Origin of the sequence: Pseudomonas sp. R4-35-07 (genome assembly GCF_003852235.1) — a bacterium.
GTDB lineage: Bacteria > Pseudomonadota > Gammaproteobacteria > Pseudomonadales > Pseudomonadaceae > Aquipseudomonas.
The window spans coordinates 4,889,692-4,908,921 of the sequence record NZ_CP027732.1 but is presented as its reverse complement, the minus strand read 5'-3'; the positions used below and the strand labels follow the sequence as shown (position 1 = coordinate 4,908,921).

At 60.8% G+C, this 19,230-nt stretch carries 17 protein-coding genes; 6 read left to right on the top strand and 11 right to left on the bottom strand.

The genetic code is table 11. The features are described from left to right. Positions 1 to 112: 112 nt before the first annotated feature. The 7 genes from folK to dksA all read right to left on the bottom strand — a co-directional run bounded on the left by folK (position 113) and on the right by dksA (position 8,740). Positions 113 to 595: a 2-amino-4-hydroxy-6-hydroxymethyldihydropteridine diphosphokinase gene (gene folK, locus C4J89_RS22445; protein ID WP_124415610.1), complete on the bottom strand. Its 483-nt coding sequence runs from the start codon at positions 593 to 595 to the stop codon at positions 113 to 115. Between the two features lie 2 nt (positions 596 to 597). Beyond that, positions 598 to 2,001, bottom strand: a complete 1,404-nt coding sequence (locus C4J89_RS22440; protein WP_124364426.1) for a polynucleotide adenylyltransferase PcnB — start codon at positions 1,999 to 2,001, stop codon at positions 598 to 600. A gap of 693 nt (positions 2,002 to 2,694) precedes the next feature. Beyond that, on the bottom strand, positions 2,695 to 4,125 hold the full coding sequence (locus C4J89_RS22435; RefSeq protein WP_124364425.1) for a sigma-54 dependent transcriptional regulator: 1,431 nt from the start codon (positions 4,123 to 4,125) through the stop codon (positions 2,695 to 2,697). A 22-nt stretch (positions 4,126 to 4,147) separates the two neighbouring features. Continuing rightward, entirely contained in the window at positions 4,148 to 7,102 is a 2,955-nt protein-coding gene (locus tag C4J89_RS22430; protein ID WP_164484567.1) for a sensor histidine kinase, read from the bottom strand. After that, positions 7,086 to 7,262: a hypothetical protein gene (locus tag C4J89_RS22425; RefSeq protein ID WP_003176118.1), complete on the bottom strand. Its 177-nt coding sequence runs from the start codon at positions 7,260 to 7,262 to the stop codon at positions 7,086 to 7,088. The genes C4J89_RS22430 and C4J89_RS22425 overlap by 17 nt, the downstream gene beginning before the upstream one ends. Positions 7,263 to 7,324: 62 nt before the next feature. Next, complete coding sequence (gluQRS, locus tag C4J89_RS22420) at positions 7,325 to 8,212, bottom strand: tRNA glutamyl-Q(34) synthetase GluQRS (protein ID WP_124371884.1); 888 nt, start codon at positions 8,210 to 8,212, stop codon at positions 7,325 to 7,327. Positions 8,213 to 8,296: 84 nt separating this feature from the next. Next, a complete protein-coding gene (dksA, locus tag C4J89_RS22415; protein ID WP_003194150.1) occupies positions 8,297 to 8,740 on the bottom strand; it encodes an RNA polymerase-binding protein DksA in 444 nt (147 codons plus the stop codon). 318 nt (positions 8,741 to 9,058) lie between these two features. On the opposite strand from dksA, the gene C4J89_RS22410 reads away from it, so the two are divergent. Both C4J89_RS22410 and sfsA read left to right on the top strand, forming a co-directional pair. Continuing rightward, complete coding sequence (locus C4J89_RS22410; RefSeq protein ID WP_124415609.1) at positions 9,059 to 10,231, top strand: pyridoxal phosphate-dependent aminotransferase; 1,173 nt, start codon at positions 9,059 to 9,061, stop codon at positions 10,229 to 10,231. After that, positions 10,231 to 10,944, top strand: a complete 714-nt coding sequence (sfsA, locus tag C4J89_RS22405) for a DNA/RNA nuclease SfsA (protein ID WP_124364421.1) — start codon at positions 10,231 to 10,233, stop codon at positions 10,942 to 10,944. The genes C4J89_RS22410 and sfsA overlap by 1 nt, the downstream gene beginning before the upstream one ends. Here sfsA and C4J89_RS22400 read toward each other — a convergent pair. Beyond that, positions 10,941 to 11,258 (bottom strand): Rieske 2Fe-2S domain-containing protein, encoded by a 318-nt coding sequence (locus tag C4J89_RS22400; RefSeq protein WP_124364420.1) that lies wholly within the window; start codon positions 11,256 to 11,258, stop codon positions 10,941 to 10,943. The genes sfsA and C4J89_RS22400 overlap by 4 nt on opposite strands. 155 nt (positions 11,259 to 11,413) lie before the next feature. On the opposite strand from C4J89_RS22400, the gene C4J89_RS22395 reads away from it, so the two are divergent. The 3 genes from C4J89_RS22395 to C4J89_RS22385 are packed head-to-tail and all read left to right on the top strand — an operon-like array spanning position 11,414 to position 14,093. Further along, positions 11,414 to 12,292, top strand: a complete 879-nt coding sequence (locus tag C4J89_RS22395) for a hemin ABC transporter substrate-binding protein (RefSeq protein WP_124415608.1) — start codon at positions 11,414 to 11,416, stop codon at positions 12,290 to 12,292. A gap of 50 nt (positions 12,293 to 12,342) precedes the next feature. Further along, entirely contained in the window at positions 12,343 to 13,326 is a 984-nt protein-coding gene (locus C4J89_RS22390; RefSeq protein ID WP_164487620.1) for an iron ABC transporter permease, read from the top strand. Continuing rightward, a complete protein-coding gene (locus tag C4J89_RS22385) occupies positions 13,326 to 14,093 on the top strand; it encodes a heme ABC transporter ATP-binding protein (RefSeq protein WP_124415606.1) in 768 nt (255 codons plus the stop codon). The genes C4J89_RS22390 and C4J89_RS22385 overlap by 1 nt, the downstream gene beginning before the upstream one ends. A gap of 219 nt (positions 14,094 to 14,312) precedes the next feature. Here the strand turns inward: C4J89_RS22385 and C4J89_RS22380 are convergent, their stop codons facing one another. The 3 genes from C4J89_RS22380 to C4J89_RS22370 form a co-directional block, all read right to left on the bottom strand. Further along, on the bottom strand, positions 14,313 to 14,585 hold the full coding sequence (locus C4J89_RS22380; protein WP_124364416.1) for a TfoX/Sxy family protein: 273 nt from the start codon (positions 14,583 to 14,585) through the stop codon (positions 14,313 to 14,315). A gap of 196 nt (positions 14,586 to 14,781) precedes the next feature. Beyond that, entirely contained in the window at positions 14,782 to 15,126 is a 345-nt protein-coding gene (locus C4J89_RS22375; RefSeq protein WP_124364415.1) for a pentapeptide repeat-containing protein, read from the bottom strand. A gap of 92 nt (positions 15,127 to 15,218) precedes the next feature. Then, positions 15,219 to 16,775: a bifunctional aminoglycoside phosphotransferase/ATP-binding protein gene (locus C4J89_RS22370; protein ID WP_124415605.1), complete on the bottom strand. Its 1,557-nt coding sequence runs from the start codon at positions 16,773 to 16,775 to the stop codon at positions 15,219 to 15,221. Between the two features lie 118 nt (positions 16,776 to 16,893). Here C4J89_RS22370 and mrcB point away from each other — a divergent pair, with 118 nt between their 5' ends. Beyond that, positions 16,894 to 19,218: a penicillin-binding protein 1B gene (gene mrcB, locus C4J89_RS22365; RefSeq protein WP_124364413.1), complete on the top strand. Its 2,325-nt coding sequence runs from the start codon at positions 16,894 to 16,896 to the stop codon at positions 19,216 to 19,218. Positions 19,219 to 19,230 lie beyond the last annotated feature (12 nt).

The following is a 19,230-nucleotide window of genomic DNA, read 5'->3' as shown; positions in this document are numbered from 1 at the left end:
CCTGTTACGGACGCGATTGTAGGAGCGAGCTTGCTCGCGAAGAATCCAAGGGCACCGCGTTCAATCAGGCTGAGCGCGTGATCGTTGACGATTTTCGCGAGCAAGCTCGCTCCTACAGAGGCAAGCGTTCCAGGCCGACGAATGGGCAGGCTGTCAGCAGTTCACCCAGCGTTTGGCCCTCGGGCAACTGAAAGTCGGCAGGCACCAGCTCAGCCAAGGGATAAAGCACGAACGCCCGCAGGTGCATCTGGTAATGCGGCACCTTGAGGCGCGGCTCATCAATCAGGCGATTACCGAATAACAGGATATCCAGGTCCAGCGTGCGTGGCCCCCAGCGCTCGGTGCGCTCGCGGCCCTGGTCGTTTTCGATGGTGTGCAGCGCGTCGAGCAGGTCCAGCGGCGTGAGGTTGCTGTCCACGGCCGCCACCGCGTTGGTGTAGCGCGGTTGGCCTGGCAGCAGGGAGTCGCTTTGATAGAAAGCGGATACATCGACGAGGGCCGTGTCGGGCAAGTGCGCCAGGGCTTCGATAGCGTTGCGCAGTTGCTGCTGCGGGGCAGCCAGGTTGCTGCCCATGCCGATGTAGATACGTTCCACGATTATTCGCCTGTTGCGCCCGAGGCATCGGCGGCGCTGCGTTTGCGCTTGCTGGAGCTGCGGCGGCGCTTTTTCGGCCCTTCGCCTAGGCTATCGCCTTTGCTGCCGAGCTCACGAATCATCTCGCGGCGTTGGCTGTCATTGGCATCCTGATAGTCGGTCCACCATTCACCCAGGCCGTCGGTCTGCTCGCCGGCGCTTTCGCGCAGCAACAGGAAGTCGTAGCCGGCGCGAAAGCGCGGGTTGTCCAGCAACAGGTCGGCGCGTTTGCCGCTGCGGCGCGGCAGACGCTCCTGCATGTCCCAGATTTCGCGGATCGGCAAGGTGAAGCGTTTCGGAATGGCGATGCGCTGGCACTGTTCGGTGATCAGCTCGTGGGCGGCTTCCTGCATGGCGGGAATCGGCGGCATGCCACGGTCCTGCAAGCGCAGTACGCGTTTGGGCAGGGCCGGCCACAACAGCGCGGCAAACAGGAACGCCGGGGTCACCGGCTTGTTCTGCTTGATGCGCAAGTCAGTGTTGATCAACGCTTCGCTGATCAGCGTGTGGGTGTACGTCGGGTTGTGTTCCAATGCCTCGGCGCTGGCCGGGAACAGTGGATCGAACAACTGCAGGTCGACGAGCATTTCAAAGGTGTCGGCGGCGTAGCCCGAAAGGAACAGCTTGAGCACTTCTTCAAACAGGCGTGCCGACGGGATTTCCCGCAGCATCGGTGCCAGTTCGCGAATCGGTGCGGCCGTGTGTTTCTCGATACCGAAGTTGAGCTTGGCGGCGAACCGCACGGCGCGCAGCATGCGCACCGGGTCTTCCTGGTAGCGCTGCGTCGGGTCGCCGATCAGGCGGATCAGGTTGTTGCGGATATCGTGTACGCCATTGGCGTAATCGAGGATCCGCTCGCTCACCGGATCGTAATACAGGGCATTGATGGTGAAGTCGCGGCGTTGCGCGTCTTCTTCCAGCGTGCCGTAGACGTTGTCGCGCAGGATGCGCCCGCTCTCGTTGCGAGAAGACTGATTGGTGTCTTCCTCTTCATCGTTTTGCGGGTGGCCGGCGCGGAACGTCGCGACCTCGATGATTTCGCGACCGAAGTGGATATGCACCAGCTTGAAGCGGCGCCCGATGATCCGCGCATTGCGGAATTCGGCACGCACCTGTTCAGGCGTGGCGCTGGTGGCGACGTCGAAATCTTTCGGCGTGATATTGAGCAGCATGTCACGTACGCAGCCGCCTACCAGGTAGGCCTGGTAACCGGCGTTCTGCAAACGTTCGACGATGTTCACCGCATAACGGCTGAATTGAGCGCGCTGCAATGAATGCTGATTGCTGTTAAGCACTTCAGGCGTGCTGCGAATGTGTTGCGTACGACGCAAGGGAGAACGGAATGACTGGAACAACTTCTTCAGCATGGGATGCACTGTTTGAAGGAATGTTCGGCCATAACGAAGAATGACCGCATGATGGGCCGGGATTCTAGCATTTAGTCAGGGGATGGTGTAGGAACAAGCTGCAGGCGTTGCGCCATAAGCGTTTAAAAGGCAAATCCAGGGGCTAACTGTCGGAAACTACAAGGGGAGCCGAAGCTCCCCCAGAAGTAGTTGCGTACTCTATTTTTATTATGGTGTCGGGCTTCTTGTTTTTGTTGATCGCCCTCGCCAGGAAGCTTCACCTTCATGGCACTCCCAATCGGGAGCCAAGAGCAAACGGATTGCTTTGGTCGCTGTGTTGCTGATCTACGATCCAACCAGTTCAGGCTCTGCCTTAGGGCAGTTTTTGTTGTTCTCGGCCTGGTTGCGGGGCAAGCCCCAAATGCAACGCCTCTCCAAAAGAATCAGTTAGCTGCGCCTCCGCCGTGTTGTTTTTGTTATGCGTGAGTCGATTCGTCTTATTTTTATTGTCTTGTACAAAGCTTGTTATTGTTTTTGTACTAAGCATATAGCAGGGTGCGTGCCAACTTTTGCGCCGCCCAGCAAACGCAGGGGTTTGAGGTGATTTGCGGGGTTTGGCGGGCGAAAAAAACCGGGGCTTCGTTACCGTAAGCCCCGGTTTTTGTTACGTGAAATATCTGCGGTAACAGTTTTTTCACATTAGCAGGTGTTACCTCAGCTCTCGCTGGGAACCCCGGTCTTGCGCCGTGGAATGCCCAGGCGTTGGCGACGTTCCCACAGGCACTTGCGGCTTACGCCCAGCTTGCGGGCCAGTTCGGTCTCGGTCATGTGGTCCTGGTGCTCGAGGACGAAATGCTGGAAGTAGTCTTCCAGGGACAAATCTTCCGTCGGCTCATGGCTGGTCGCGCTACCTGCGCCCTGTTGTGGCGCCAGGCCGATGAAGTCGTCGTCGTCCAGATCGCTGAGCTCGATATCGATGCCCAGCAGCTCGGCGGATATTTCCGGGCTTTCCGACAGGATGACCGCGCGCTCGACGGCGTTCTCCAGTTCACGCACGTTGCCCGGCCATGCGTAATGCCGGATCGCCTGCTCTGCGTCCGGCGCAAACTTCAGATCGGTACGGTTGATGCGCGCGCTCTGGCGCAGCAGGAACGCGCTGGCGATCTCGTTGACATCGGCGCCACGCTCGCGCAGTGGCGGCAGCTTGAGCGCAATCACATGCAGGCGATAATACAGGTCTTCACGGAACTGGCCGATCTTGGCCAGGCTCTTGAGGTCACGGTGCGTCGCTGCGATCAGGCGTACATCGACCTTTTGCGATTGCACCGAACCGACCCGGCGAATCTCGCCTTCCTGCAGCACTCGCAACAAGCGCGCCTGGGCCTCCAGGGGCAACTCGCCGATTTCGTCGAGGAACAGCGTGCCGCCGTCGGCGGCTTCGACCAGGCCCGCACGCCCGGCGCTGGCACCGGTGAACGCGCCTTTTTCGTGGCCAAACAATTCCGACTCGATCAGGGATTCGGGGATCGCCGCGCAGTTCACCGAGATCATCGGGGCCTTGGCGCGCCTGGACAGGTTATGCAGCGCGCGGGCCACCAGTTCCTTGCCGGTGCCCGACTCACCCTGGATCAATACATTGGAGTCGGTCGGCGCCACTTTGCGGATCTTGCTGTAAAGGTCCTGCATCGGCGGGCAGGAGCCAATGATGCCGATCTCGCCGTTACTGTTATCGACGCCCGGTTTGTCGGCTGCTTTTCCTGCCGGACGCGGTTCGGCTGGCGCGCTGCTGGCCGACTGGCGGTCACGCAGGATGCGCGCCACAGCCTGCAGCATCTCGTCATGGTCGAAAGGCTTGGCGATGTAGTCCACCGCGCCCATCTTCATCGAGTCCACCGCCGAGCGCAGGCTGGCGTAGCTGGTCATGATCAGCACCGGAGTGCCCTGGCCCAGCTTGATCAATTCGGTACCCGGAGCGCCCGGCAAGCGCAGGTCGCTGACGATCAGGTCGAACGTGGGAATGCTGAACCGCTCCTGGGCTTCCTGCACCGAGCCGGCTTCGCTGACCTGGTACTGATTACGTTCAAGCAGGCGACGCAAGGCAGAGCGGATAATGGTTTCGTCTTCGACGATCAAAATGTGCGGCATTGATTCAATTCTCTCGACGGTCTCAGTTCACAGCGGACGTCGCTTCGACATGACGCGGCAAGGTCACCCGGATACGGGTGCCGCGTTGGCTTTCGGTGTCAGCCGGGCTGTCGATGGTGATTTGTCCATAATGCTCTTCAACGATGGAATAGACCAGTGCAAGGCCCAGACCGGTACCTTCACCTGGGTCCTTGGTGGTGAAGAAGGGTTCGAACAATCGGTCCATGATGTTCTGTGGAATGCCGCTGCCTTCATCTTCCACGATCAGGTCGACCGTGTGCTCGAAAGCCTCGCTCTTGACGCGTACCGCACTGTGCGGCGGGGACGCATCGCGGGCGTTGGACAGCAAGTTGATCAGGACCTGGGCCAGGCGTTGTGAGTCGCCATCGACCCAGTGGTCCGGATCGCACAGGTTAAAGAACTGTACTTCGAAATTGCGCCGGTTCAAGGCCAGCAGCCCAATGGCGTCCTGCGCCACTTTGGCCAGACACACCGCTTCGTCCTGATTCTGATGGGCGCCGGAGTGGGCGAAGCTCATCAGCGACTGCACGATGCGCGACACGCGCTTGGTCTGCTCGAGGATCTGCCCGCTGATCTCGGTGATTTCACCGTCTTCCTCGCGCTCTTCCCGCAGGTTCTGCGCCAGGCAGGCGATGCCGGTGATCGGGTTGCCGATCTCATGCGCCACACCGGCGGCCAGGCGACCAATACTGGCCAGGCGCTCGGAGTGCACCAGCTTGTCTTCGAGCATCTGGGTGTCGGTGAGGTCTTCCACCAGCAACACCAGGCCGCTGTTGCCTGGGGCCAGGGGCTCGTCAATGGCGGCCTTGTGCAGGTTGAGCCAACGGGTCTGGCCGTCGAGGGCCAGGTGCTGCTTGTGCAAATGCTCGTCGGGCAGGTTGATAAAACCTTGCAACAATTCTTTCCAGGGGTCGCCGAGGGTATTGAGGCGAGAGCCGACCACGCGTTGCGCGGCAATGCCGGTAAGCTCTTCCATAGCCTTGTTCCACATCAGGATTTCCTGGTCCTTGGCCAGGGAACACACGCCCATCGGCAGTTCCTGCAGGGTCTGGCGGTGGTAACGGCGCAGGGCATCAAGCTCGGCGGCGAGGCCGGTGAGGCGTGAGTGATAGTCCTCCAGCCGGCTTTCGATGAAATGGATGTCTTCGGTCACATAGTTTTCGCCACCCGCCTTGTAAGGCAGAAAAGTTTCCACCATGTCCTGGGACACGCTGGGGCCCATCAGCCCGGACAAGTTGGCTTCGATACGGTCGCGCAAGCGCCGCAGCGCATAGGGACGGCGCTCGTCGAACGGCAGGTACAGATCGCGCAAGGCCTGTTCGACTTCCTTTTGCGCGGCCTTGGCGCCGAGCGGCTTGGCCAGTTGCGTGGCGAATTCCTGGGGCGAGGCCGCATGCAGCTCGCGGCGTTGCGGGCGACGCACGTTGTCCACCGCGCAGGCTTCGGCGGCGCTGGTTTCTTCGGGGCTGGCGTTGGTGAACAGCGAGATCAGGGTGAACATCAGGACGTTGGCGGCCAGCGAAGCGATTGCGGCCATGTGCCAGCTGGTGTCATCCAGCACGTAAATCATGTTCAGCAACGGTATGTAGAAACCCTGCAGGTTGCCGACCAGCGGTAGCAGCATGGTCACCAGCCACACCAGGATGCCCGCCAGCAACCCGGCGATAAAGCCACGGCGATTGGCGGTCGGCCAGTACAGCACCGAGAGCACGCCCGGCAGGAACTGCAAGGTGGCGACAAACGCCACGATGCCGAGGTTGGCCAGGTCTTGCCCGGCGCCCAGCAGCAGGTAAAAGGCATAGCCGGCCATGATGATCGCGACGATCAGCGCGCGGCGCGTCCATTTCAACCAGCGGTAGATGTTGCCTTCGGCTGGTGGCTGGTACAGCGGCAGCACCAGGTGGTTGAGTGCCATCCCGGAGAGTGCCAGCGTGGTGACAATGATCAAGCCACTGGCCGCCGACAAACCGCCGACATACGCCAACAGCGCCAGGGCCGGGCTGTTGGCGGCAATGCCGATGCCGAGGGTGAAATACTCAGGGTTGGTGGTGGCCCCCAGTTTCAGGCCGGCCCACAGAATCAGCGGCACCGCCAGGCTCATCAACAGCAGGAACAGTGGCAAACCCCAGCTGGCGCTGACCAATGAGCGTGGGTTGAGGTTTTCGGTGAAGGTCATGTGGTACATGTGCGGCATCACGATGGCCGAGGCGAAGAACACCAGCAGCAGCGTGCGCCAGGGGCCTTCCTGCAGGGGCGTGTGCAAGGCGGCGAGGGCGGTCTGGTTTTGCAGCAGCCACAATTCCAGCTGTTGCGGGCCGTCGAACACGCCGTAGAGCGCATAAAGGCCGACACCGCCGATGGCGACCAGCTTGATCACCGACTCAAAGGCAATCGCAAACACCAGGCCCTGGTGTTTTTCGCGGGTGGCGATATGGCGTGAGCCAAAGAAAATGGTGAACAGGCTGATCAAGGCGCAGAAGGCCAGGGCAACGCGATGTTGCACCGGCTCGCGGGTGAGGATGCTGATCGAGTCGGCCACTGCCTGGATCTGCAGGGCGAGCAACGGCAGCACGCCGATCAACATGAAAATCGTGGTGAGTGCGCCGGCCCAGGTGCTGCGAAAACGAAAGGCAAACAGGTCCGCCAGGGAGGACAACTGATAGGTGCGGGTGATTTTCAAAATCGGGTACAGCAGCACCGGCGCCAGCAGGAACGCACCGGACACCCCCAGGTAGCTGGAGAGGAAACCGTAGCCGTATTGATAGGCCAGGCCCACCGTACCGTAGAACGCCCAGGCGCTGGCGTATACGCCCAGGGACAAGGTGTAGGTCAAGGGATGGCGAATGATCGCCCGCGGAATCATTCCACGCTCACTGATCCAGGCGACGCCGAACAATGCCGCCAGGTAGGCGGCGCTGATCAGCAGCATCTGGGTGAGGCTAAAGCTCATCGGCATCTTTTTGGCTCTGCAGGATGAAGGTCACGACGATCAGGATCAGCCAGAGCAGATAAGGACGGTACCAGGCGCCCGTGGCATCGATCCACCAGTCCATGATGGCGGGGGAAAACAGGTAGATCCCGACGACCAGCAGCAGGACCAATCGATAGATGTACATGTTGGCCTCTGATTGAAGAATTGCGGCGATGGTAACGGATGGCTGGCAAGCTGCAAGCGCCTTCAGTTCAATTGCGCTTCGGCGAGGGTGAGTGTGCGCGGGATCCGTGTGGCATCCCACTGCCGAATGCCCCAATCCAGCAGTTCCCTGGGGCTGGCGTAAAGCAGCTCGTCACCGGCCGGCTGACCGAGGGCGCGCAGCGCTCTGAGTAGCAATGGCGTGGCCTGGTCTGCGGTCAGCGGTGGCGAACGGTACGACTTGCCCAGTTTGTGACCGTCGGGCTGGACGATCAGCGGCACATGCAGATAACGCGGCTGCCTTAGTCCGAGTAACTCCTGGAGGTAAAGCTGGCGTGGCGTGGAATCGAGCAGGTCGGCGCCGCGCACGATGTCGGTAACGCCTTGCCAAGCGTCATCCAGGACGACGGCCAATTGATAGGCGTACAGGCCGTCGCGGCGGCGGATGATGAAGTCGCCTGCATCGCGCCCCAGGTGCTGTCGGAACTCGCCTTGTACGCGGTCGGTAAAATGGTATTCAAGCTCGGGCACGCGCAGACGGATAGCCGCATCTTGCTGGTCGTGGCCGGCATTGCGGCAAAGCCCGGGGTAAATTCCGTTGTAGGGTTCCAGCTGTTTGCGCGAGCAGGTGCAGGCGTAGGCCAGGCCGTGGTTGAACAAGTCGTTCAGCACCTTGGCGTAGGCGTCGTGCCGCTCGCTCTGGCGGACCAGTTCGCCATCCCACTCAAAGCCGTAGCTTTCCAGGGCATGCAGGATTGCCGTCTGGGCGCCGGGTTCTTCACGAGGTGGGTCGAGGTCTTCCATGCGCATCAGCCAGCGGCCTTGATTGGCGCGGGCATCGAGGTAGGAGGCGAGGGCGGCGACCAGGGAGCCGAAGTGCAGATGGCCGCTGGGCGTGGGGGCGAAGCGCCCGATATAGGTAGAGGCAGTCATGGGCCGGATACTACTGGAAAATCGGTAAACGCCAGCAACAAAAATGGGGCGTTCGCACGCCCCATTCGTTCAGCTCGACAAGCATTACTTGCCGACCTGTTTTTCCTTGATTTCGGCCAAGGTCTTGCAGTCTACACAGAGGTCCGCGGTCGGGCGGGCTTCCAGGCGACGAATACCGATCTCAACGCCGCAGGATTCGCACCAGCCGTATTCTTCGTCTTTGATCAGTTGCAGGGTCTTGTCGATCTTCTTGATCAGCTTGCGCTCGCGATCACGGGCGCGCAGTTCGAGGGCGAACTCCTCTTCCTGGCTGGCACGGTCGGCCGGGTCAGGGAAGTTGGCTGCTTCGTCCTTCATATGGTCAACCGTGCGGTCGACTTCCTGCATCAAATCCTGTTTCCACTTGTTCAGGATTTTGGTGAAGTGCTCGCGCATGGGCTCGCCCATGTACTCCTCGCCCTTTTTTTCCACATAGGGTTCGAAGCCGCCGAGGCCTTGAGTCTGCTGTTGCTTTGCTTGGGTGGACATGAATAGACCGCCTCTCACTCTTCTAATCCATTGCGCAGGATTGCAACGTCACCGACACCTGCCGGCCCTGCGGCTGCAAGCGGGCGAACTTACCAGATAGATTCGGGGTGCGCCACTCCCGGTTGTCGAGCCTGTCGCGTCGGGGGTTGCAAACTGCAGCGGCCCGTCGTGGCTGGGTATGTCCCGTCTCGAATGTTGATTTTAGTCGTTTTGCCGGCGCTTGCCTGGCCGTGAAGTCGGCCGGGCAGGCAATAGAACATGTTTTATCGCGAGGGTTCGGTAGAATCCTGATTTTGTCCTCACCGTCTAGGAAGGCTAATGGCTCAGCCCTACAGTGCGCGCAGTCGCGCCATCGAACCTTTTCATGTCATGGCATTGCTGGCGCGCGCCAATGAGCTGCAGTCAGCCGGCCACGACGTGATCCATCTGGAAATCGGCGAGCCGGATTTCACCACCGCCGAACCGATTATCCAGGCAGGCCAGGCCGCCTTGGCCAATGGCAAAACCCGTTACACCGCCGCCCGTGGGCTGCCCGAATTGCGCGAGGCGATCAGCGGTTTCTATCAGCAGCGCTACGGGTTGAGCATCGATCCGCAGCGCATTCTGATCACGCCCGGCGGCTCCGGTGCGTTGTTATTGGCCACCAGCCTGCTGGTGGATCCGGGCAAGCACTGGCTGCTGGCGGATCCAGGCTACCCCTGCAACCGGCATTTCCTGCGCTTGATCGAGGGCGCGGCGCAGTTGGTGCCGGTCGGCCCGCAAGTGCGCTACCAATTGACCGCCGACCTGGTGGCGCAACACTGGAACCAGGACAGCGTCGGCGCGCTGGTTGCCTCCCCGGCCAACCCGACCGGGACGCTTCTGACGCGGGACGAGTTGGCCGACCTGTCCAACGCCATCAAGGCGCGCGACGGCCATCTGGTGGTGGATGAGATCTATCACGGCCTCACCTACGGCACTGACGCCGCGAGCGTGCTGGAAGTCGACGACGATGCCTTCGTCCTGAATAGTTTTTCCAAGTATTTCGGCATGACCGGCTGGCGCCTGGGCTGGCTGGTGGCGCCACCTGCAGCGGTCGGTGAGTTGGAAAAGTTGGCGCAGAACCTCTACATCAGCGCGCCGAGCATGGCCCAGCACGCGGCCCTAGCCTGTTTCACCCCGCAAACCCTGAACATTCTGGAGGAGCGCCGGGCCGAGTTTGGCCGGCGCCGCGACTTCCTGCTGCCGGCCCTGCGTGAGTTGGGGTTTGGTATCGCCGTAGAGCCCGAAGGCGCGTTCTATCTGTATGCCGATATCAGCGCGTTTGGTGGAGATGCCTTCGCGTTCTGCCGCCATTTCCTGGAAACCGAACATGTGGCCTTTACCCCCGGGCTGGATTTCGGCCGTTATCAGGCGGGTCATCATGTGCGTTTTGCCTACACGCAAAACCTCGACCGGCTACAAGAGGCGGTGGAGCGAATTGCCCGTGGCCTGCGGAGTTGGCAAGGCTGATGCGTTTTCATCCTCCCCTCGAAGAAGGGCGGCTGATCCGCCGCTACAAGCGTTTTCTCACCGATATCGAAACCGTTACCGGCGAGTTGCTCACCATTCACTGTCCGAATACCGGTTCGATGCTCAACTGCATGGTCGAAGGCGGCCAGGTCTGGTTCAGCCGTTCTGCCGACCCCAAGCGCAAATTGCCAGGCACCTGGGAAATCGCCGAAACGCCCCAGGGCCGGCTGGCCTGCGTCAACACCGCACGCGCCAATCAGTTGGTCGAAGAGGCACTGCGCGCCGGGCTGATCACTGAACTCAACGGCTTTACCGCGTTGAAACGCGAAGTGCCTTACGGTCAGGAACGAAGCCGGATCGATTTTCGCCTGGACTACCCGCACGGTCCGGCGTTTGTCGAAGTCAAAAGTGTCACCTTGGGCTTTGATGGCACCTCTGTGGCGGCGTTCCCCGATGCGGTGACTCAGCGCGGTGCCAAGCACTTGCGGGAGTTGGCCCACCTGGCGCGCGAAGGCGTGCGGGCGGTGCAGTTGTACTGCGTTAATTTGTCGGGGATCGATGCGGTGCGCCCAGCCGTGGAGATTGACGCGGGTTATGCCGCCGCGTTGCGTGAGGCCAAGGCAGCGGGTGTGGAGGTGCTGGCGTACGGCGTGCGGGTCACGCCTGAAGAAATCTGTATCGAACGGCCGTTGAAGGTGCTGCTGGGCAACTAGAGTTGCACCCACAGGCCTTGTGCGTCTTCGCGGCCGGGCAGGGCGGTGAGGCTTTGGCCTGCGCACGGGCCGGCAATGCATTCGCCGCTTTCGATCAGGAACAGCGCGCCATGGGTGGCGCATTGAATCAGGCTGGCGCTTGAGTCGAGAAAACTGTCCGGTTGCCATTCCAGTGGAATGCCGCGATGGGGGCAGCGATTGACATAAAAGTAGGCAACGCCAGCGCGCCGCACGGCCAACAGTTTGCAACCGTCGATATCAAAACCGAGGCTGCTGTCGGGCGCCAAGGCCTCGGAGGGGCAGAGAAACTTCATTTCAATCCTTAAGTGCCTTGACGTTCAAATGCAAACAATTATCAAATGCCCGCTTCGCCCGTCAGCTGATCGGGTGCTCACTACGATGCCGGGCAGGGTTTATCTGTCACATCAATGAGTGCTTGAGCGGCCCTGCCTTGGAAGGAAACCCTGTTATGCGCCTGAGTGCCAGCGTTATTGCGCTAGTTGCCGGACTGCTGGTCAGCCACGCGGCCCAAGCCTTGGACCTGCCGCAACGCTGGGTCAGCGCCGGCGGCGCGTTATCGGAATGGGTGACGGCATTGGGGGGCGAGCCGAAGCTGGTCGGCGTGGACACCACCAGCCAGCATCCAGCGTCGCTCAAGGCATTGCCCAGTATCGGTTATCAGCGCCAATTGTCGGCCGAGGGCATTCTCAGCCTGCGCCCGCAGGTGCTGGTGGGGACCGAAGAGATGGGGCCACCACCGGTGCTGGCGCAGATCCGCAACGCGGGCGTACAGGTAGAGATGTTCTCGGCACAACCGGATTTACCCAGCCTGAAAGCCAACCTGGCGCACCTGGGCAAGCTGCTGGGCAGCGAGGCCAAGGCCAACGAATTGTTTGCCGGATATGAGCAGGCGCTGGATCAGCAGAAAGCCTGGGTGACCAAGGCCCGGTTGACGCAGAAAGCGCCCGGTGTGTTGCTGTTGCTCGGGCATGCCGGCGGCAAGCCGTTGATCGCCGGTAAAGACACCGCCGCTGACTGGATGCTGGAGCAGGCCGGCGGCCGTAATCTGGCGACTCACAGTGGTTACAAACCGTTCTCGGCGGAGTCGCTGGCCGGGTTGAGCCCGGAAGTGCTGGTAGTTGCTGATCGGGCGCTCAGTGGTGAAGCGGCCCGGGTCGCGTTGTTCAAGGAAAACCCCATCCTCGCTTCCACGCCAGCGGCCAGGAACGGCCGGGTACTTGAGTTGGACCCGACGCTGCTGGTGGGCGGGCTTGGGCCACGCCTGCCGCAGAGCCTGGCGCAGTTGTCCGCAGGCTTTTACCCGTCCCAGGCTGAACCCGCCCCATGACCCGGTTGGTTAAACCGAAAACGCTGTTTATCGGGCTTGCGCTGTTATGTCTGCTGGCGATCTGGCTTTCATTGGCCCTGGGACCGGTCAGCCTGCCGTTGTTCGACACGCTCAGGGCTGCGTTGCGAATGATCGGAGTGCCGATTGAGGCCCAGGGGCTCGAACAGGCAGAGTTGATCCTGGGGCAGATTCGCTTGCCGCGCACGTTACTGGGCCTGGCCGTGGGCGGTGTGCTCGCCTTGTCGGGCGTGGCGATGCAGGGTTTGTTTCGCAACCCGTTGGCCGATCCTGGCTTGGTGGGCGTGTCCAGTGGCGCGGCGTTGGGGGCTGCGGTGGCCATTGTCGGCGGCTCGTTGTTTGGCGGGCTGCCGGAGGCGCTCGGGCCGTATCTTTTGTCGATTTGCGCGTTTCTGGGCGGCCTGGGCGTCACGGCGCTGGTGTATCGACTGGGCCGACGCAATGGCCAGACCAACGTTGCAACAATGTTGCTCGCCGGCATCGCGCTGACTGCACTGGCCGGTTCTGCTGTAGGTCTGTTTACCTACCTGGCGGACGACGCCACCTTGCGTACCCTGACATTCTGGAACCTGGGCAGCCTCAATGGTGCCAGCTATTCACGTTTATGGCCGTTGCTGCTGGTGAGCGCGGGCGTGGCGCTGTGGTTGCCGCGCCGGGCGAAGGCCTTGAATGCGCTGTTGCTGGGTGAGTCCGAAGCCAGCCACCTGGGCATTGATGTGGAAAAGCTCAAGCGTGAGCTGGTGTTCTGTACGGCGCTGGGCGTTGGTGCGGCGGTGGCAGCGGCGGGCATGATCGGCTTTGTAGGGTTGGTGGTGCCGCACTTGGTGCGGTTGCTGGCCGGACCGGACCATCGGGTGTTATTGCCGGCTTCGGTGCTGGCGGGCGCGAGTTTGTTGCTGTTGGCGGATTTGGTGGCGCGTTTGGCGATGGCGCCGGCGGAACTGCCGATCGGTATCGTCACTGCGTTTATTGGCGCGCCATTTTTTCTCTATTTATTGCTGCGAGGGCGCGCCTGATGCTACGGGTGGAAGCGTTGCAGATCCGTCGCGGGCGTAAAACCGTATTGGCAGATGTCACCCTGGAGCTGCTGCCGGGCGAAGTGCTCGGCGTATTGGGCCCCAATGGTGCAGGCAAAAGTACCTTGCTCAGCGCGCTGTGCGGCGAGTTGACCCCTGATCAGGGCAAGGTTTGGCTGGATCAGCAAGAGTTAAAGCAATGGAGCGGCGCGCAACGAGCCCAGCGCCTGGCGGTACTGCCCCAGAGCTCGACCCTGGACTTCGCGTTCCGTGTCGAAGAGGTTGTAGGACTGGGGCGTTTGCCGCATCAGACCGGGCGAGTACGCGATGATGAAATCATCAGCGCGGCACTGCAGGCGGCGGATGTAGGGCACTTGAGTGGTCGCAGTTACCTGGCCTTGTCGGGCGGGGAGCGTCAACGGGTACACCTGGCCCGTGTGTTGGCGCAATTATGGCCGGGGGAAGCGGGCCAGACGCTATTGTTGGATGAGCCGACATCGATGCTCGATCCGTTGCATCAGCACACGACCTTGCAGGCGATCCGGCGCTTTGCCGATCGTGGCGCAGCGGTATTGGTGATCCTGCATGACCTGAACCTGGCCGCGCGTTACTGTGATCGAATTCTGTTGCTGGAGAACGGATGCCCGCGTGCCCTGGACACGCCCGCACAGGTGCTGCGCCCCGAGCCGCTCAAGGCGGTATTTGGTCTGGATGTGTTGGTGCAGTTGCATCCGGAGCGTGGTCATCCGTTGATCATCGCGCGTTGAACCGGCGTTTTGCAGGCAAAAAAAGACCCGGCAAGAGCCGGGTCAAATAACCGTGATTAGCCTGATGAGGAGATAATCTGAGAGTCCGAACCAATGGTCTTTCAGTTATCGGCTGATCTCGCGACCAGTTGTGATAATCATAACGATTCTCATTTGAGAGTCAACAACATTCCCTTACTTTTCTCAAAAATCCTGAAAATACTGGATTGATTGGTGGATCTACATCTTCTGGCGCGTTGAGAGCGCCTCCAACTGACGGTTCAACGCTTCCTTGCGCTCCGTGGGAATGTCGTTCCAATGCACGTCCATCAACGCGCCTTCAATCGCATACAGCAACACTTTTGATGCCCGGAACCCGCGAGTTCGCACGGCTCGGTAAGCATCGACCGCGCCCAGGCGGCGCAGGTCGGACGCGCTGTGGATGCCCGCCGCATGCAGCCACTGCGCCGACGTCTTGCCAAGATTCTTCAGGTGTTGCAGCTCATCGTTCATCAAGCCTCCTTGCGACGGCCGAATGGTGCGGTGGGTATCGTGACCAGGCAAGCCTGAAAATGAGTGTAGCGCTCAGTAGGAAAAGCGTGATTCTTTGCTCGAGAACGGCTGAAAAGCTTATAAGAATGACCCTACGTGTCAGGCACGGGAAAACGCCCGGCAAGCTGAAGCGCAGCCGGGAGCCGGAGTTTTGAGGTTATTTGGTGCGGTAACGCAGGCGGGTACCGAAATTCACCGACATCAGAATCTCGTCTGCCGTCAGGTCGGGTGAGAAGTAAGTACCGGAAATCTGCGCATGGGCCAGGCTGGCACCTTCCAATGAGCATTCGCGTAAATCCAGCCCGCGCAGGTCGGCGGAGCGGAAATAGGCGTCGGTAAAGTCGATCCCCGCAGCGTTCAGTTCGCGCAGGTCCAACCCTCGGAAGTCGCCGCCGCGCATGTCGATAACGCCGCCTTCGGGGCGCTCTTGGTTGAAGCCCCGAATGTCGTCCTTATGCAGGAGCGCGTAGAGCGGGGTATCAAGAAGCTTGGGCTGACTCATGACGGCGACTCCTGTTGGAATTATGGCGCCATTATAGTGCCACTATTGCAGGGTCGTGCGCCAACGTAGACGACACGACCAAGAAATATTTCTTACAGGCCGGGCAAGCGTTGACGAATATGCCCGACCAATGCATCGAGCGTCCCGCTTTCATTGGTCTCGACGCGTTTACTCAACAGCAGCTCTTGAGCGGTCAGCGGGTCACGACTGGCGTTTTGTTCTTCAATAACCAGCAACGTTGCGTCGGACGGATCGTTTTTATCTGCCTGACGTTGTGCCAGCCAACTGGCGATGACGGCCTGGGGCGCGTTGCAATCCAGAATCAGGAACGGGGCGCCGGTGGCTTCGGCAACCCGGGCCGCCGCGTCACGTTGTGCGCGTTTGAGGAAGGTGGCATCCAGCACCACCGGGAAACCGGCGCGGAGCACGGTGTCGGCTATTTCATTCAGGCGCGTGTACGTCGCAGCACTGGCGTCATCGCTGTAGATGCCGGCTTGCGGGGTGTTTTCAACCTGCTGCTCGCCAAACAGGCGCTTGCGCTCCACATCCGAACGCACGCGAACAGCGCCTAAGGCCTCGACCAGGCGCATGGCCACATGGCTTTTGCCCACAGCCGAAACCCCGTGGGTGATGGCCAGGAAGCGCGACGGAATCGTGCTGTAGCTTTCCGCCAGATTGGCATAATTACGGTACTGGCGCAGGGTGGTGGCGCGTTGCACCGGGTCGGCTTCGCTCGGCATGCTGAACAGGGCGACTTTCGCCCGCACCAGTGCGCGATAAGCCTTGTAGAAATTCAGCAGCTCCAGGCCCTGGTAATCGCCGGTCAGTTCCAGGTACTGGCTGATAAATCGGCGTGCCAGGCATTTGAGGCCACGGTCTTCCAGGTCCATCGCCAGGAACGCGGTGTCGGCGTACACGTCGGTAAAGCGGAACGGCTCGTTGAATTCGATGCAGTCGAAGATCACTACATGGCCGTCGATCAGCGTGGCATTACCCAGGTGGATATCACCATGGCATTCGCGGGTGAAACCGTTGAGCTTGCGCTGCTCCAGCAATGGCTTGAGGCGTTCGAAGCTGCTTTGCGCCCAGGCTTGCAGGGCTTCCAATTGAATGAGGTCGGCCTTGTCACTCAGGAAAGGGCGGATCTGTTCGAAGTTCTGGCGGACCGGTGCCATCACTTCTTCCGGAGTACCGGCCGGGTGCTCCTGCGGGACCTTGGGCGCGTTGAGGTGAAAATGCGCAATCTGCCTGGCCATTTCGTCTATGTGCGCGCTGGTGAGTTCACCGTTGGCTTGTAAGGTGCTCAGCATCTGGCTTTGCGGGAACTGACGCATTTTCAGCGCGTACTCGATCACCGGGCCGTCGCCCGCCAATTGCGGTGCGTCGGCCGTGCCGGTAATTGGCAAAACTTCAAGATACAAATCTTCGGTCAGGCGCTGGTTGAGGCGCAGCTCTTCGTTGCAGAAGTGACCGCGTTTTTCCAGGTCGGTGAAATCGAGGAAGCCGAAGTTCATCGGTTTCTTCAGTTTATAAGCATAGGGACCGGTCAGGATCACCCAGGAAATATGGGTTTCAATGACTTGAAACGCTTCCACCGGATGCGGGTACAACGCCGGGTTTTGCAGGGCGGCAATCAGGGACTGGCTCACGGGCGATCCTTCAAAGTCTGGGAGAAATCATGGCAAGCATTATGGCCGCTACGGGCGGTCGTGCAAACCGCTGTCCGGCTCATGTTGATCATCAATAAAGTGCGTATAATCCGCCGCCATGACTCGAACCCGATCTCCCCGTTCCCGTAAAAAACCTCCTTCGCGCAGCCTGCGCCCGTGGCTGGGCTGGGCGCTCAAGCTAGGCCTGGTTGGCCTTGTGGCGCTCGCCGGCGTGGCGGTGTATCTCGACGCCGTGGTCCAGGAGAAATTCTCCGGCAAGCGCTGGACCATCCCGGCCAAGGTGTACGCACGCCCGCTGGAATTGTTCGCCGGCCAGAAGTTGAGCAAGGAGGACTTCCTCACCGAACTCGATGCGCTGGGCTATCGCCGCGAACCCGTGAGCAACGGCCCAGGCGCGGCGGCCGTCAGCGGCAATACCGTCGACCTGAACACCCGCGGCTTCCAGTTCTACGAAGGCCTGGAAAAAGCCCAGCCGGTACGCGTGCGTTTTTCCGGCGATTACGTGGCTGAGTTGTCGTCGCTCAACGGCGCCAAGCTGCCGGTGGTACGCCTCGAGCCGCTGATGATCGGCGGTATCTACCCGAAGAATCTTGAAGACCGGATCCTGATCAAGCTCGATCAGGCGCCTCCGTACCTGTTGGAAACCCTGGTTGCAGTAGAAGACCGCGACTTCTACAGCCACTGGGGCGTCTCGCCCAAATCGATTGCCCGCGCGGTGTGGGTCAATACTTCCGGCGGCAAGATGACCCAGGGCGGCAGCACGCTCACCCAGCAATTGGTGAAGAATTTCTACCTGACCAATGAGCGCAGCCTCACCCGCAAGCTCACCGAAGCCATGATGGCGATGCTGCTGGAGTTGCATTACAGCAAGCAGGAAATCCTCGAGGCGTACCTCAACGAGGTCTTCGTCGGCCAGGATGGTCAGCGCGCGGTGCACGGCTTCGGCCTGGCCAGCCAGTTCTTCTTCGGGCAGCCGTTGTCGGAATTGAAACTGCACCAGGTTGCGTTGCTGGTGGGGATGGTCAAGGGGCCGTCCTATTACAACCCGCGTCGCAACCCTGAGCGTGCGCTCGAACGCCGCAACCTGGTGCTTGATGTATTGGAACAGCAGGGCGTCGCCACGGCCGAGCAGGTCGCGGCCGCGAAGAAAATGCCGCTGGGTGTCACCACCCGCGGCAAGCTGGCAGATAGCTCATTCCCTGGCTTTATCGACCTGGTCAAACGCCAACTGCGCGAAGACTATCGCGACGAAGACTTGACCGAGGAAGGCCTGCGAATCTTCACTAGCTTCGACCCCATCCTGCAGATGAAAGCCGAAGCGTCGGTCAATGACACCTTCAAGCGCCTGACAGGCCGTAAAGGCTCCGATGAAGTAGAAGCCGCGATGGTGGTGACCAACCCGGAAACCGGTGAAGTCCAGGCCATGATCGGTAGCCGTCAGGCCAGCTTCGCCGGGTTCAACCGCGCGCTGGATGCCGTGCGCCCGATCGGCTCGCTGGTCAAGCCGGCGGTATACCTGACCGCCCTGGAAAAACCGAGCAAGTACACACTGACCAGTTGGCTGTCGGATGACCCGCTGTCGATCAAAGGGGCCGATGGCCAGGTGTGGACGCCAAAGAACTTCGACCGCCGCTCCCACGGCACCGTGTTTCTGTATCAGGGGCTGGCGCATTCCTACAACATCTCGACATCGCGCCTGGGGCTGGAAGTCGGTGTGCCGAATGTGCTGAAAACCCTGGCGCGACTGGGTATCGAACGCGAGTTCCCGGCGTTCCCCTCGATGTTGCTGGGTGCGGCGGCCATGAGCCCGATGGAAGTGGCCACCATGTACCAAACCTTGGCCAACGGTGGCTTCAATACGCCGATGCGCGGTATTCGCAGCGTGCTGACCGCCGAGGGCGAACCGCTCAAGCGCTACCCGTTCCAGATCCAGCAACGTTTCGACGCGGGCTCCATCTATTTGATCCAGAACGCCATGCAGCGCGTGATGCGTGAAGGTACCGGGCGCTCGGTCTACAGCGTGCTGCCGTCGAACCTGACGCTGGCGGGCAAGACCGGCACCAGTAACGATTCGCGCGACAGTTGGTTCGCAGGTTTTGGGCAGGACGTATTGGCCGTGGTGTGGCTGGGCCGTGACGACAATGGCAAGACGCCATTCACCGGAGCGACCGGTGCGCTGCAGGTCTGGACCAGCTTCATGCGCAAGGCAGACCCGTTACCACTCAACATGCCGCAGCCGGACAATATCGTGCAGGCCTGGATTGATCCGCACACCGGCCAAGGTTCGGATGCCAACTGCCCGGGAGCGGTGCAGATGCCGTATATTCGCGGCAGCGAGCCACCACCCGGTGCCGCATGCGGGGGCAGCGCCCCTGCTGACGCGGACTCGGTGATGGATTGGGTCAAGGGCTGGATGAATTAAGCAAAGAGGGTT

Bases quoted from the DNA above. Each gene is read 5' to 3' on its own strand.
- C4J89_RS22385 (WP_124415606.1), top strand. From the start codon at position 13,326: ATGCTACGGGTGGAAGCGTTGCAGATCCGTCGCGGGCGTAAAACCGTA.
- mrcB (WP_124364413.1), top strand. From the start codon at position 16,894: ATGACTCGAACCCGATCTCCCCGTTCCCGTAAAAAACCTCCTTCGCGC.
- gluQRS (WP_124371884.1), bottom strand. From the start codon at position 8,212: ATGACTGCCTCTACCTATATCGGGCGCTTCGCCCCCACGCCCAGCGGC.
- C4J89_RS22435 (WP_124364425.1), bottom strand. From the start codon at position 4,125: ATGCCGCACATTTTGATCGTCGAAGACGAAACCATTATCCGCTCTGCC.
- C4J89_RS22430 (WP_164484567.1), bottom strand. From the start codon at position 7,102: ATGCCGATGAGCTTTAGCCTCACCCAGATGCTGCTGATCAGCGCCGCC.
- C4J89_RS22375 (WP_124364415.1), bottom strand. From the start codon at position 15,126: ATGAGTCAGCCCAAGCTTCTTGATACCCCGCTCTACGCGCTCCTGCAT.
- C4J89_RS22410 (WP_124415609.1), top strand. From the start codon at position 9,059: ATGGCTCAGCCCTACAGTGCGCGCAGTCGCGCCATCGAACCTTTTCAT.
- C4J89_RS22425 (WP_003176118.1), bottom strand. From the start codon at position 7,262: ATGTACATCTATCGATTGGTCCTGCTGCTGGTCGTCGGGATCTACCTG.
- C4J89_RS22400 (WP_124364420.1), bottom strand. From the start codon at position 11,258: ATGAAGTTTCTCTGCCCCTCCGAGGCCTTGGCGCCCGACAGCAGCCTC.
- C4J89_RS22395 (WP_124415608.1), top strand. From the start codon at position 11,414: ATGCGCCTGAGTGCCAGCGTTATTGCGCTAGTTGCCGGACTGCTGGTC.
- sfsA (WP_124364421.1), top strand. From the start codon at position 10,231: ATGCGTTTTCATCCTCCCCTCGAAGAAGGGCGGCTGATCCGCCGCTAC.
- C4J89_RS22380 (WP_124364416.1), bottom strand. From the start codon at position 14,585: ATGAACGATGAGCTGCAACACCTGAAGAATCTTGGCAAGACGTCGGCG.
- dksA (WP_003194150.1), bottom strand. From the start codon at position 8,740: ATGTCCACCCAAGCAAAGCAACAGCAGACTCAAGGCCTCGGCGGCTTC.
- C4J89_RS22440 (WP_124364426.1), bottom strand. From the start codon at position 2,001: ATGCTGAAGAAGTTGTTCCAGTCATTCCGTTCTCCCTTGCGTCGTACG.